This is a genomic window from Halomonas bluephagenesis (assembly GCF_054790765.1).
Window position 1 is genome coordinate 4,023,466 of record NZ_CP133631.1, and the last position, 14,450, is coordinate 4,037,915.

Genomic DNA, 14,450 nt, shown 5'->3' on the forward strand with positions numbered 1-14,450 from the left:
CGTAGTCTACGCCGTCGTCGAAGAGGTGTCAGGCGTTTCTACGAGTTCACTTTGTCGGGCAAAGTGGTGCTGCGCAAACGCTACCCGCTTAGCGACAGGAACACCGTCAGGCTGTTGTTCGATCAGGTCAAGCCTGCGGCGAAGTCCTTCTCCGTTAGTCATTTGTATAGCAAGCCCTGGGCGGGCATTAAGCTCAAGTAGCATGGGGCCATGCTTTCGATCTAGCACCATGTCGGTGCCAAGATAGCCAAGCCCGGTCATCTCGTAGCAGCCTGCTGCTAGGTGGAGCAGGGTGTCCCACTGGGGGACAACCAGACTTGCCAAGTCGTGACCTGTATCAGGGTGGCTAAAGCACGGCCGATCAAACTGCACCCCACGTAGGGCCGCACCTGTGGCAATGTTCAGGCCAACACCAACGGCGCCTTGGTGAAGATTGGCTTTGCCGTCCGACGCCGCGGTGGAAAGCCGCATCATGGCCATCACTGGATACCCTTTAAAAACGATGACACGGATATCCGGTACGCCTTCATAGGTATAGGCCATCAAGCTTTCATCAAAATTGATCAGCGTTTCGATAACAGCGACATCCGGTGAGCCGCCTAGCGAATACAGTCCAGAAAGTATGTTCGAAACGTGGCGCTCAATATCTTCAATCACTAAGCTAACGCCGCTTGGCTTGATAAAGGTATTTTCTTGTACCTTTTCAATGACGAGTATTCCTTTTCCGCCACTGCCTTTGGCTGGGTTGATTACAAAGCCGGAATGGCCGCTCAGCATTTCATCGATGTGCTTGACGCCAAACTGAGTCGTTACCGTGCCAATGAGTTCTGGCGTTGTAATGCCATAGCGTTGGGCGAGAAGCTTGGTTTTCAGCTTATCGTCAACAAGCGGGTATAGGCGACGTGAATTATAGCGGCCAATGTAGCGAATGTTTCGCCGGTTCATGCCGATAATTCCCTTGTCTCTAAGTCGTGTGGGCCACGTCCAATTCTTTAGCCAGCTCATGAGGATTTCTCTTCATCTGTAATTGGCTTAAAGCGGCGCAGCTCCAGTAAGCGGTAGCCTGTGTAATTACCCAGCAATAAGATGAGCGCCATCAGAATGAACTGAACACCAAGGAAGTTGAAGGTAATGTGGCGAACCCAAGGATTGTTCATAGCCAGGAAAGCCAATACAGCCGTTAATAGACTGCCCCCGCCTTGAATCAATACCTGCTTTGGCCCTTCCTCTTCCCAAAGAATCGACATCCGCTCAATCGTCCACGCCAGAATAATCATCGGGAAAAACGTGACGGTTAACCCCGAGCTCAGGCCCATACGGTAAGCAATGACGGTGAAAATTGAGATGATCGCAATCACGGTGATGATCACCGCCGAGACCCTCGCTACCAGCAATAGATTGAGGTATGACAGATAATTACGAATGATCAAACCCATGGCTACAATCAACAGGAAGCCAATTAAGCCCGTCAACAGTGTGGTTTGAATAAACGCTAATGCAATAAGTACCGGCATAAAAGTGCCCGACGTTTTCACGCCGACCAGCACTCGCAAGAACACTACTACTAATGCGCCAATAGGAATCAGCAGAATCGTTTGGAAAAGCGCCTGCTCTTCCAAAGGAAGGCTGTGGATCGAGAAGTTCAGTAATGTGTCATCAGAATAGTGATTACGAACCGCCGCAGATGCAGGCTGATAATGCGTTAACATAGAAAAGGTAACGCGCGAGTTGGTGCCGCCCTGAACCTCTAGCACCGCGCGACCACCTGTTTCCCAGAGGAGAAGGTTATCGGGTTTTCCCTGTTCGCCGGTGGCCGGGTTGAAAAGTGTCCATGTTTCGGCAGATTCGTCGAACACTTGAATCCAACTGCTGAGGGTTTGTCGACGACGACCATCTTCCATCAATAGACCGCTTACTTCCCTTGCATGAACACCCGCTTGGCTTAATAAGCGAACAATCAGTGGTGATGGCTGTTCTTGGGTTAAGAGTAGTCGCGCATTTTCTCCTTGGCGTTCGCCATTAATATCTAAAATCAACTCTCTTGCAAAGGTGGCGTTATTGGCGCTACGTGCCCAGGCACGATCAATTAATTGACTAGCGGCTGTGTCGTAGGGGCTTTCCCAGGGAGGAATAGACGATAACTCTGGAGGCGTTTGTACCGGCGAACGTGCGTCCGGCGAAACAAGCATCTGCACAGAGTAGTATAGCTGCTGGCTACCGGCAGCACTCCGAATAGTCCACTCTGCCTGGCGTCCTAGTTCATCCGCTTTATAGGCAAGTCCGTAACCAGAAGATGCCGTATTTTCCGTCAAAACCCGATAGCCGGCCTGATGAGAGGGCAACGCTAAATCAACCTGAACAGGACCGTTCTGGGCATTAAAATTGATAACAGCTTCAATTTCCCACACTTGGCGCTGTTCACCGGGTAGCCAGGGGATTTCAAACTGAACATGCCGATGCACACTGGCGGCAATACCAACCAGCAGCAGTAATCCAACGATCAAATAAAACGGCAACCGTGACATCATGATTCCTTTCGGCGAAAAACGGCGGGGGGGAGCTACTACTCTTCGGTATCGTCTTGATCTACTGCTTCATCTTCAGCAGCTTGATCGGCGGGTTCGCCGCCAGGAAATTCTGGGCGTTCGTAAAGATAGGTTTGAGCAACATCAATGGTGGCAATATCCATCATGAACCGCCGCCCCAGAAGCACTGGATAATCCAGATGGGTGCGGTCATTGAGCGTGAACTCAACGTTTTCGCGGATTGGTCCTAGGGTCATTAAAAGTGAGATCACTGGACGAGAATCTTCACCTGACGCCTGAACAATACGTACCCGACGTACAATCGGCGCTTCGATCCATTCATCTCGCACACGATCTACGACCACGTCATCGTCATTTAGTGCCAACTTAAAGCGCACCCAGTTTTCGCCATCACGTTCAAAGCGAGTAATTTCGGATGCTGATAGTGAAGAAGTGTTGGCTCCTGAATCAACGCGTGCTTTCAGATAAGTGCCAACGCTGGGCAAGCCAACCCATTCACTGCGGCCCAGCAGCGTTTTGTTGTCTTGAGTGGTATCAATATCGCACTCCTCACGAACAATAACGGGCTCTTCACCACGTGCTTGCAAACCAGCGACATCTTGACGCAAATAGCGCAGCAGACTGCCGACTTCGCGAACATCAGCCGTCAATACTTGCTGCTGGTGTTGCTGGCTACGTTGTTGTTCATGTAGCTCAGATGCGGAAACGCACTGCTGAGCAAGAGAGGTTTCAAGCTCAAGGATACGGCTGTTAAACGACGCTTCGCTTAATGGCGGTGGTTCATTCGTTTCTGGCGGTGCCACAGCACAGCCTGCAAACGAAAACGACAAACCGGCCATTAGACACAATACACCTGAGCGCATAACGTGAGGTACCCTTAAACAAGAAGAGGATGAATGATAAGGAGAAAGGCAGCACGCTGTCCAACCTGCGCATCATATTATGCGTCTTTATTCATACAATTTTACAGTCATATCTATTGGCTGGGTCAACAATACCCATCTAGCAATGGGTTGTCCTCGCTCTGGGTTCAGCTCCCCCTCTGTAAGATGATGGACTGACGAGAAAATCGGATACGACCTATGCGTGATCTGTGCAGGTGTTCGTCACAGAGATATCTGTTGGAAAATGCGTTGTTAGAATTTCGAATAGCTTTTCTAGCTGAGTCCAAAAAACGCTGTATAGATTATGCCCTTATAAATATATCCTGTCATCGGATTGCTTGGTAAGTACAAACCCATTGGCTGGATTTAGAGTCTCTTATGGCTAAGCCAATAGCGCACTTTATTTCATTCAGCTCACTTCTTAAAGAGCATGTTTGTTAACGGCTTGTTAACAAATGCTCTAAGTATTGTCCGTTTACAATTGTTCATTAAAAAAACAATATAATTAGATCTATTTAAACTAAACTAGCGATAGCTTAATTTTTTATGGCTAAATAAGATATAGCCTTATTTTCTATTATTTTCAGTAGCTTGCTTGTTTATTTAGGGCTTTATTTAACATATATCAACATTAGCATGAGGCTCGTTACTAAAATACCGAGGCGATTCTTATTTCTCATTTTATATTACCCGCACCTCTGTGTGGGTTAAGGCTTTTCTATCTTCTAAACCGGTTTTTATTAATTAACAATTTAGTGTCGATAAGCCTGTAATTGCTATAGCTATTAGCGTGAAGTTGATAAAGCAGGCTGATCAAATGCACAAGGATGTGACTGTAAAAATGGAAATAACCCTGCAAGGAGGTGGCAGCTTTGCCCGGCCTTTTAGGTTGGCTGCTTTAGTAATTGGACTAACGTTTTTTACTACAGATGCCACCATAGCAAACGATCAACAGCGATTGGCTGACTTGTTGGAGCAAGCGACTGTCGAGCGCCAGAAACACCAATGGCGCTCGGCATTGGGGCTCTATGAGCGAGTTCTTCGCTTAGAGCCAGCCAATGACACTGCATATCGCGAGCGCACCATCACCTTATCCTTACAAGGGAGCGCTGGCTTGGCCTGGCGCTATTATCAGCAACGTCCAGACCTCTTCAACGCCGATGAGGCGAGTGGGTTCGAGCAGGACTATATCGCGCGACTTGCTGTGTGGGGGACGCTGCCTAGCCTACCTTCTCAACCCTCTAATGACGACATGCTGCGTGCCTTAACGGCACAGGACAAATTTTTAACGCTTCAGGACGGTGAAGCACCACTGCGACAACGCTTTGATCGTCTCTACATTCTTAATGGCTTGCAACGCCATCAGGCGGTAGTGGATGACTATCAGATTTTAGTGTCAGAGGGCGTCGATCTTCCTCCTTATGTTTTGCGCACCATTGCAGATTCTTTTTTGGCCATTCAAAAGCCTAGAGAAGCTTCTGTGCTGATGGAGCAAATAGCAGAAGCCGGCGCAGCAGGGGCTAACGATCACATGACGCGGGCATATGCCTATCTGGAATCTGGCCGTTGGCAGGAGGCGATTGAAATTCTTGAAATTGAAGCCGAACTGCAGCGTGCTTGGTTGTGGGAAGACAATGCTGCGCAGCCACATGCTAACTGGAATCGTTATTTTTTGGATTCTACTTTAGCGATGATCCGAGGCTATACGGGCGATCAGCCGGGGGCACAGGAAGCCCTTGAAACAATGGAGAGTATTGCACCACGCAATGCCGGACTGCAGGCTAACTTGGGAAGCGTATATCTCCAGCGCGGCTGGGAAGAGCAAGCATTGACGCGTTTTCAGGTTGCGACCCGCTTTGATCCACGCCTCGTAGATGGTTGGATCGGCCAGGTTGACGCCTTGGCTAATCAGCAGCGCTTGGGCGATGCCCGCGTTGCGATGGAACAAGCGGTGCTCTTGGCTCCTGACTCTCCACGCGTCGAAAAGATGCAGCAAAACTGGAAGACCCGTACTGGTTGGAGTGTCAACGCCTCAACCTTTGCGGGTCGCAGTGAAGCACCGAGTGGTGTGGATTCACCAACAGGCTTTGATGAGCATCGCCATCAATTTTCCGCATGGTCGCCTGTGCTGGAAGATCGCTGGCGGTTAGGCGTTATGGGAAGCGAGCATTTTAGTGAGTTTCGAGGGGAGCGTGTGCATGACACCCGTGGAGGAGTGGGGCTTCGTTACGCTTATGATCGTTTATCGCTAGAAACTCAGCTAGAGCGTAGCGTCGATGACTTCTCGCGGAATACCTCTTTAATGACTGAGCTAGGCTGGCGTATCAACGAAACGATGGACGCTAAAGCACGCTATGCCACCTACAGCCGCGAGGGCTCTTTGCAGGCGCGTGCCTCAGGCATTACTGCTGATCAGGCCCTGGTTGGATTTGGCTGGTCACCCAACGAGCGTCGTAGTTATCAGACCACCATCACACAGATGGACTATTCGGACGGCAACCACCAAGAAAGTCTCTCGCTGAGCGGATGGCAACGCCTGATAGACAACCCCGACGAATCATTAAGCTTGAACATTGGTCTCTACACTGGGCAGGCGAGTGATTCTGATGTGCCCTATTTCAACCCAGAAGCCAGCGCATCATGGGAGCTTGGAACGCTTTGGGAAAAGCGTACTTGGCGCCACTATGAGCAGTCCTTCACTCAAGATTTTGGTGCCAGCATTGGCCAGTCATGGCAGCAGGGGTTCGGCACAAGCTGGATTCCGAATCTTTCGTATTATCACCGCTGGGCAATCGGCAATGGACGAGACCTTAGTTACGGCCTTTCCTGGTCGCGTCCAGTCTATGACGGCAACCGTGAAACCCAGCTCAGCCTCGATATCGGCATTACCTGGGGAGAGTAACGATTATGGATAAGATCATCAATTGTATGATGAAAATAATGCTTTTTGCTGGCACCGTTTTGGCTGGATTGCCTCTATCTATGGCGAACGCTGATGAGCCGCCTTTGTTAACCATTCTTGCTTATCACGATATACGCGATCAAGTCGCTGACAGCGGTGATGCAGACCCTTATGCAATTAGCACTGAGCGGTTAGTTGCTCATTTTGATTGGCTGAGCGAGAACGAATTTAACGTTATCAGTCTTGACCAGATTATCGCTGCCAGCGAAGGGAGAGAGGTGCTGCCCGAGAACCCAGTATTACTAACGTTTGATGATGGGTTGAAAAGCACTTACACAAAACTTTTTCCATTGCTTAAGGCATACGACTATCCAGCTGTCGTGGCGGTGGTTACCGACTGGATCGAAAATCCAGAAATTCAGGTGGAGTACGGTGCTGAGCAACTGACAACAGAAGCGTTTGTGACCTGGGAGCAGGTTCGTGAGATGAACGACTCTGGGTTGGTGGAAATTGCCTCACACTCCCACAATCTGCATCAAGGCGTACTAGGTAATCCTCAAGGCAATACTATGGCGTCGGCGGTCACCCGAAAATACAACGAAGAAAATGGCCAGTATGAAAGCGATGATAGCTATCAGCAACGGATACGTGATGACTTAGCTCGTAGTGTTGAATTAATCGAAGCTCACACCGGCATCGCTCCGCGCACTATGGTATGGCCTTATGGCGCTTACAATCAGGTTGGCAACGAGCAGGCCATTAGCGTCGGCATGCCGATCACCTTTGGCCTACAAAATCCTCCCCAGCAGTTGGAGGAGGGCATGCCATTATTAGGACTACAGCGTTATCTGATTTCCGATAACCCGACGTTAGCTGACCTTGTTGGCACTATCCGGCTACCGTCTACACCACCCACCCGACGCATAGTTCAGCTCGACCTTGATTATGTTTATGACGAAGATCCAGAGCAGCAGCAACGGAATCTAGATGCTCTTATAAGCCGTATGCATCATCTCAAACCTGATTACGTTTTCTTACAGGCTTTTGCTGATCCAGATGGCGATGATGCAGCCGACGCTGTGTATTTTCCCAATCGACATTTGCCTATGCGTGCTGATCTTTTTAGCCGCGTGGCATGGCAGCTCTACACACGTGCAGGGGTTCAGGTTTTTGCCTGGATGCCCGTCTTGGCTTGGCAGCTGCCGGATCTGGATCAACGCCATGCTCTTGCGTTACCCAACCCTGAGTCTGGGGAGGTATTCAGGTTGGATCCGACGAACCCTGAAGCCAGGCGCATCATCAATGAAATTTATGAGGACCTCACTGCGGCCAGTTGGTTAAGCGGCCTGCATTTTCACGATGATGCTTTGCTGCGCGAGACGGAACTTCCCGCACTTTATCCCGGCAATCCTGAAGCGCGCAGTCAATACCTGATCGATTTTACCCTGGAACTAAAACGCTCTGCAGAACGAAACCGATCCGCGTTGAAAACATCGCGCAACCTTTATCCCATGCCAGTACTAGAGCCAGAAAGTCGTGCTTGGTTTGCTCAGGATATTGATCAATTCGTGTCGGCTTATGACTATACCGCATTGATGGCGATGCCTTGGTTCGAGGGTAGTGACGCTCCGAAGCAGTGGTTGGAAGAGTTAGCTGATGCCGTGCGTCGTCATCCGGGAGCAATGGATAAGACAATCTTTCAGCTTCAGACAGTCGATTGGCGTTCGGGAAGCCGGGTTCCTGGTGATAGGTTGCCCGAGTTATTGCGCTTTCTAGAAACCAAGGGCGTGCGTCATTTTGGGTACTATCCCGATGATTTCATTCTCGATATCCCGCCACTGTCTAGCATCCAACAGGTGATATCCAGGAACAATTTCCCCTACCTAAAGGATTAGGTTCATGTTCAGCGACGCAATTAAGTCCATGCAGGCGTTTACCTTTCTCTATCCTGCGGTCATGGCGATTTTTTGGATGGGAGGGGGGCTTTACTACTATTGGCGCAACGAGAGACATTCTCCAGGCGTGGATTCGCCCCCCTTGCTTAAGAACAGTCCGTTGGTCTCGATTTTAGTGCCTTGCCACAATGAGGGTGACAATATCGAGGAAGTGGTGGAGACCCTTTTACTGCAACACTATCCGACCTTTGAAATCTTGCTAATCAACGATGGCAGTGCTGATGACACAGCTGAGTATTTAGATCGTTTATCCGAGAAACATGACCAAGTCCGAGCAGTGCATCTGGACCGTAATCTTGGCAAAGCGAATGCGCTACGGATGGGGGCCTTGGCGGCTCGTTCGGAATATCTAGTGTGCATTGATGGTGATGCTCTATTACACCCCGATGCCGTTGCCTGGATGGTAGCACCTCTACTTGAAGATCCTCGAATCGGTGCTGTAACAGGCAATCCCCGCATCCGCAACCGTTCAACTTTGCTTGGCAAGCTGCAGGTTGGGGAGTTTTCTTCAATAATCGGCATGATTAAGCGCGCTCAGCAAGCCTATGGCCGCCTTTTTACCATTTCTGGCGTCATTTGTGCTTTCCGCAAACAGGCTCTTCATGAAATCGATTATTGGGCTACCGATATGATGACGGAAGATATCGATGTCAGTTGGCGCCTGCAGATGGCCAAGTGGAGCCTTTACTATGAGCCTCATGCGCTCTGCTACATCTTGATGCCCGAGACGCTAAAAGGGCTCTGGAAGCAGCGTCTACGTTGGGCTCAAGGGGGTACTGAAGTGGTGTTGCGCTATTTTCGTCGGATTATTCGCCCCACTCAATTGCGCATGTGGCCATTGTATTTGGAGTATCTGACGAGTGTGATATGGGCCTATGTCATGGCCAGTCTTGTGCTGCTATGGGCCGTCGGCCTGCTAGGTATATTGCCCGAAGAATGGACGTTAGCAGGGCCTTTTCCTCGCTCCTACGGGTTGCTACTTGCACTGATATGTCTGGCTCAGTTCAGTGTCAGCCTACTCATTGACTCTCGTTACGAACCTAAGGTGGGTCGCCATTATTATTGGCTGATTTGGTACCCGATTGTTTACTGGCTTCTAAGCATGCTCACAACGTTAGTTGCGTTGCCGAAGACGCTCGTTCGTAAGCGTGGAAAATTCGCGACTTGGACTAGCACTGACCGAGGATTTAAAGAATGAATGCTATTATTACGCTGCCACACCGCCAAAGCACGGCTATCATGCTTGGTTATAGCTTTTTTACATTATGTGCTTGGCTGGGATATGGCTAATTATTGTTTCCTTTCACAGTTCTTATTATCAAGTGGTTTCAACTGAATAGCTTGAGTCTAGCACTATCATTATTAGTACCACCAATAGCAAAGGGGGGGCTGACCATGCTGCCACTGATGTCGGGTAGTCTTTTATTCGCTTTTATCTGTTGGGCCGAGTGCCGAAGGCTAATAGTCCGCCGCCTAAAAAAAATGGAAAGAATGGATCAAGTAGCTGAACCGCTGTCACTAGAATCTCTAGCGAAGGCCATGCAGGCTTCACCTGAACTTGCCATCTCAATGACGCGGGCTAAAAGTGGAGTATTGCAGATGAGTCCGTTGGGTATACCCCTAGGGCTTATAGAAACAGTTTATCAGCCAGGTACTCAACTTGACGGTCCAAAAGCCACTCTTGCCTCTTAATAATGATGGCGTATATATGCTTAAGCTTGAAAAGCTATATGAGAAGCGATATTCTCAAATCTTATCCTTTTAGTTTTTAACTTTTATTAACAAGTTTATTGTTGCTAGCATTTACTAGGATTCATTCAAAAAAGAACTATAACGATGAATCGAGACAGTAGCATATATTCGATCATGGAGGCATAACCTTGGGCCTAACGCTGGTTTTTCCTCAACGGAGAGGGGCTGTCGCTGTTAAGGCCGAGTCCTCATATGTAGACATATCCGATGTTTCTTTCGTTAGCGTGGGAACTGTGTGCCGAGGAAGCCTCTTCACTCCTCTTGAAGTGAAGGCGCGCGCCATATTGGTGATGGCACCTGGCTTGGGAGGCACCGTAGATGCTGACTTAGTCGATTTCGCTGAACGCTTAGCGCAATCAGGCATTAAAGTGTTGGCATTCGACTACCGTTTTTTCGGCAAATCTAACGGCAAACCACGCCAGTTCGCATCCATTCAAAATCAACTTGCTGACTGGCGATCGGCCTTAATGCATGCCAAGAGGCTTGAGCCAAATCTACCCCTGGTGTTATGGGGGACTTCTCTTTCCAGTGCCCATGTACTGACAATGGCCTCTGAACGAAACGACATCTCTGCAGTGGTCGTTTCGAACCCGATCATTGATGGATATGCCTCGGTGTGCTCTATGTGGCAGAGTGAAGGTTACTCACAAGGTTTAAAGATTGCGAAAAGTGGCTTAGAGGATTTGACACGTGGTTGGTTTGCACTCGATCCGCTACTAATCCCGATTGTTGGCGCCCCGAATAGTCTAGCGGCGATAACTATTCCTGGGGCACTGGCTAGCTTCCAGTCAGTTGTTCCAGCTCATTTCGCCAATGCCATCTCTCCAAGGATACTGCTCGCATTAGGTTGTTATCGTCCTATCCGACGAGTTTCGCGCATTCGATGCCCGGTGTTACTGCAGCTATGCCTTGATGATGAGATCACACCGCGCAAACCAGGTTATCAAGCCGCTGCAAAAATTGGACACAGCGCAACGGTTAAGACCTATGAAATCGATCATTTTGGTGTCTACCAGGGGAGAGGCTTTCAAGAATTAATAAGAGATCAAGTTCATTTTTTAGAAACGTGTCTTCCCATAAGAAATGAAAGTGGAACCAGCTGAAACCAGTACAAAAGCACAATCTTAAAATCTATCCGATTTAACATAATATATATTATGCGAACCTGTATGGTTCTGAAGATTTACTTGCTAATGGCACCGCGTTGCATTATTTTCTTCTACAATGTTTATACGAATGGCATTCTCTATGTAGGAAGTATCTAATGATCAGCATACGCAAGCTTATGTTTGTGGCCGCCCTATTTGTATTGGCAGGCTGTGCCAATGTCGACGTTGAAGATTATGTCAACACAACGCCTCGTTTAGATATCGCTGAGTACTTTACTGGCAATACTCGAGCCTGGGGCATGGTGCAAGACTACTCTGGCGAAGTACAGCGCCGTTTTACGGTCGATATTATCGGTACTTATGAAAATAATACGCTAACACTTGATGAAACCTTTTTGTTTGCAGATGGCGAGACAGACCGTCGAGTATGGACGTTCGAGCGCGTTGACGATCAGCACTGGGTTGGCACGGCGAATGATGTTGAAGGTCAAGTAGATGCTCGTCAATACGGATACGCCTTCCATATGCGCTATCCGCTTGATATCGAGGTAAGCGGCCGTACTATCCGTTTTACCATGGATGATTGGATGTATTTGCAGCCAGATGGTCGCTTGATAAATCGTACCGCGATGCGAAAATTCGGCCTTACCCTAGGTGAAATTACTTTGGTTTTCGAGCAAGTTGATTCTTAAGCGACAATGGGGGCCCTCCATCAAAAACAGCCTGCTTAATAAAGCAGGCTGTTTTGCCATTAGCCAATCAAGAAAGCTAACGTTGAATTTTACTCACCCGCGGGTGCTGCGTATGAGCCGTCTTCCTGGTGTACTTCATTGCCAGTAATAGCAGGTGTGAAGACACACGCAACGGTCATACCTTTTTCTTTGCCACGTAAAAGATGCTCGTCATGCTGATCTAACAGGTAAATATCGCCTGCTTTGATCGGCCAGATTTTGCCATCGGCCAGGGGTTCTACCTCGCCTTCACCTTCATAGCAAAACACGGCTTCATAATGATTTTTGTAGTGAATGTGCGTCTCAGTGCCTGGGAAAATGCGGGTAATATGAAATGAGAAACCTGCATTGTCGTTGGCTAGAACTAGACGCGTGCTGTCCCAGTTGCCATTTTCGGCAGTAACAAGACGATCTGTTTTACGTGCTTCTTCAAGATTACGAACGATCATAGAATTGCTCCGTTATAGGGTCCTTGGCTTTAAGCCAAGGCGGCCCAGTGCTGAATCGATGCTGCTAAATAAGCCTAACTCTAAATCACGCTTGGATAACAGCATTGACCGAGGCTTCTAGAATATCCAGCGCTTCCAGTAAGTCCTCATCACTGATGGTCAGCGGGCATAGGCACTTCACTACTTCGCCGTCTTGGCCACTGGTCTCGATAATAAGGCCGTGTTCAAACGCTTTACTAGTGATCTTGTCAGCAATATCACCAGAGACAACATCAATACCACGCATGAGGCCACGTCCACGTTCGGTGGCAGGCATGCCGTTCTCGCTGAGTAAGGCTGCTAGCTTTTGGAAACGTTCTTCAACAATACGCGCTTTACGCTGAACATCACGCTCAAAAACATCATTTGACCAATATTTTTTAAGTGCAGCTGTGGCGGTTACCATCGCCAAGCTGAAGCCACGGAACGTGCCGTTGTACTGGCCAGGTTTCCACTTATCAAGCTCTGGGCGCATCAATACGTGGGCAAATGGCATCCCAAAACCAGAGAGAGATTTTGAATTGGTCACGATGTCAGGTGTTATGCCCGCATGCTCGAAGCTAAAGAACTTACCCGTACGGCCACAGCCCGCTTGTATGTCGTCGATGATCAACAAAATATCATGGGCGTGACAGATACTTTCTAAACGTTTGAGCCACTCAATGCCCGCTACGTTAATACCGCCCTCGCCTTGCACGGTTTCAACAATAACGCCTGCTGGAATATCGAGGCCGCCAGATTTGTCGTTAAGTAATTTTTCAAAGTAATCCAGCGTATCCGCGTGTTCACCCATGTAACCATCAAAGGGTAAAAAGCTTGCCCCCTGTGTAGGGATACCGCCAGTTGCTTCGCGGAACTTACGATTACCCGTGGTGGCCAATGCTCCCATAGTGACGCCGTGGAAGCCGTTGGTGAAGGTCACAATGTTATGGCGACCTTTAGCAACACGGGCCAAACGGATGGCCGCTTCTACTGCGTTAGTACCTGTCGGGCCAGGCAGATGTACCTTGTAGTCTAAACCACGTGGTTTGAAAATAACTTCTTCTAGGGTTTCCAGGTAATCGCGCTTTGCTGCGGTCCACATATCCAGGCCATGAACAATGCCGTCTGTCGCCAGATAGTCGATCATTGCCTGCTTGAGGTGGGGATTGTTGTGACCGTAATTGAGAGTGCCAGCACCGGCTAAGAAATCAATGTACTCGCGACCATTCTCATCCGTTAAACGAGCGTTTTGAGCTTTAGTAAACACAACGGGGAATGAACGCGAATAAGTGCGTACGTTAGATTCCATGCGTTCTAGCGTCTGGGTCTGCATTAAAGACCTCCTTTTTTAATCATTGAGCCAAGCGTGGGACAAACTGGCGGAAACAGAGACAACAAAATTAAAAAACGCAAACCAGCTACTGAGAGTAATGTATAAAGCCATAGCTGGTCAGTTTCGTTACATGTTGTCCGTTTGGAATGGACCTATACGGACTAAATTTTCTGGATCATGCTCTCCACCGAGCTGTTCGGTAGAGAAATATTCACGGCTGTTTAGAGGGGCTTGCCAACGTGCTGCTAGACGGCGAAACAATCCCCAAGAAGCTTGATTGTCTGGAGTGATCGTCGTTTCCAGATGATGCACATTATCGAGTTCTGGCCGCGACATAATGGCTTCAACCAAGCGGCGCGCCAAACCGGTACCACGAGCTTTTTCGCCGACAGCAACTTGCCAGAGAAAATACGTATCCGGTGCATTATCTTTCACATAGCCAGATACAAAACCGACAATTTCGCCCTCTTCATTGGTAGCAACTGCACACGTGTCACGAAACTGTGTTGCTAGCAACAGGTAGGCATAAGCAGAATTAACATCAAGCGGCGGACAAGCTTTGATTAACTCATAAACGCCCCAACCATCATCTGCATTCGGCTTTCGAATAAACAACGGTGTAGACGTATGCCCAACGACAGCATCAGCAACTGTCGGGCGAGCAAGGTCTGCAGAAGGGGTAAAAGGTGTTATTGGCGTACTCATGGTTATGCTTCGCTGTAGCGAATTTGAGCATCATTATAACAGCTGATTATGAGCAATTCAAAA

At 48.7% G+C, this 14,450-nt stretch carries 11 protein-coding genes; 5 read left to right on the plus strand and 6 right to left on the minus strand.

Annotation, left to right across the window (positions count from 1 at the left end):
* Nucleotides 1-6: 6 nt before the first annotated feature.
* The 3 genes from REH51_RS18370 to REH51_RS18380 are packed head-to-tail and all read right to left on the minus strand — an operon-like array spanning nucleotide 7 to nucleotide 3,409.
* Nucleotides 7-1,005, minus strand: coding sequence for an alpha-L-glutamate ligase-like protein (locus tag REH51_RS18370; RefSeq protein ID WP_498936524.1), 999 nt, complete (start codon nucleotides 1,003-1,005; stop codon nucleotides 7-9).
* Nucleotides 1,002-2,525: an inactive transglutaminase family protein gene (locus REH51_RS18375; protein ID WP_009724416.1), complete on the minus strand. Its 1,524-nt coding sequence runs from the start codon at nucleotides 2,523-2,525 to the stop codon at nucleotides 1,002-1,004. The genes REH51_RS18370 and REH51_RS18375 overlap by 4 nt, the downstream gene beginning before the upstream one ends.
* A 38-nt stretch (nucleotides 2,526-2,563) precedes the next feature.
* Nucleotides 2,564-3,409 carry an ATP-dependent zinc protease family protein gene (locus tag REH51_RS18380; RefSeq protein ID WP_039869625.1) on the minus strand — a complete coding sequence of 282 codons (846 nt, stop codon included), beginning with the start codon at nucleotides 3,407-3,409 and terminating at the stop codon, nucleotides 2,564-2,566.
* Nucleotides 3,410-4,271: 862 nt separating this feature from the next.
* Between REH51_RS18380 and REH51_RS18385 the strand changes: the two genes are divergently transcribed.
* From REH51_RS18385 to REH51_RS18405, 5 genes are all read left to right on the plus strand, one after another.
* On the plus strand, nucleotides 4,272-6,332 hold the full coding sequence (locus REH51_RS18385; RefSeq protein ID WP_039869627.1) for a PgaA family protein: 2,061 nt from the start codon (nucleotides 4,272-4,274) through the stop codon (nucleotides 6,330-6,332).
* Between the two features lie 80 nt (nucleotides 6,333-6,412).
* Nucleotides 6,413-8,227: a poly-beta-1,6-N-acetyl-D-glucosamine N-deacetylase PgaB gene (gene pgaB, locus REH51_RS18390; RefSeq protein WP_498936526.1), complete on the plus strand. Its 1,815-nt coding sequence runs from the start codon at nucleotides 6,413-6,415 to the stop codon at nucleotides 8,225-8,227.
* A gap of 4 nt (nucleotides 8,228-8,231) precedes the next feature.
* Nucleotides 8,232-9,485, plus strand: coding sequence for a poly-beta-1,6-N-acetyl-D-glucosamine synthase (gene pgaC / locus REH51_RS18395; RefSeq protein WP_009724420.1), 1,254 nt, complete (start codon nucleotides 8,232-8,234; stop codon nucleotides 9,483-9,485).
* 682 nt (nucleotides 9,486-10,167) lie between these two features.
* Complete coding sequence (locus REH51_RS18400) at nucleotides 10,168-11,142, plus strand: alpha/beta hydrolase (protein ID WP_143759777.1); 975 nt, start codon at nucleotides 10,168-10,170, stop codon at nucleotides 11,140-11,142.
* A 161-nt stretch (nucleotides 11,143-11,303) separates the two neighbouring features.
* Complete coding sequence (locus REH51_RS18405) at nucleotides 11,304-11,840, plus strand: DUF3833 domain-containing protein (RefSeq protein ID WP_009724423.1); 537 nt, start codon at nucleotides 11,304-11,306, stop codon at nucleotides 11,838-11,840.
* Between the two features lie 89 nt (nucleotides 11,841-11,929).
* On the opposite strand, the gene REH51_RS18410 is transcribed toward REH51_RS18405, so the two are convergent.
* The 3 genes from REH51_RS18410 to ectA form a co-directional block, all read right to left on the minus strand.
* Nucleotides 11,930-12,328: an ectoine synthase gene (locus tag REH51_RS18410; protein WP_498936528.1), complete on the minus strand. Its 399-nt coding sequence runs from the start codon at nucleotides 12,326-12,328 to the stop codon at nucleotides 11,930-11,932.
* An 85-nt stretch (nucleotides 12,329-12,413) separates the two neighbouring features.
* Nucleotides 12,414-13,682, minus strand: coding sequence for a diaminobutyrate--2-oxoglutarate transaminase (ectB, locus tag REH51_RS18415; protein WP_009724425.1), 1,269 nt, complete (start codon nucleotides 13,680-13,682; stop codon nucleotides 12,414-12,416).
* A gap of 126 nt (nucleotides 13,683-13,808) precedes the next feature.
* Nucleotides 13,809-14,387 carry a diaminobutyrate acetyltransferase gene (gene ectA / locus REH51_RS18420; protein WP_009724426.1) on the minus strand — a complete coding sequence of 193 codons (579 nt, stop codon included), beginning with the start codon at nucleotides 14,385-14,387 and terminating at the stop codon, nucleotides 13,809-13,811.
* Between the last annotated feature and the right edge of the window lie 63 nt (nucleotides 14,388-14,450).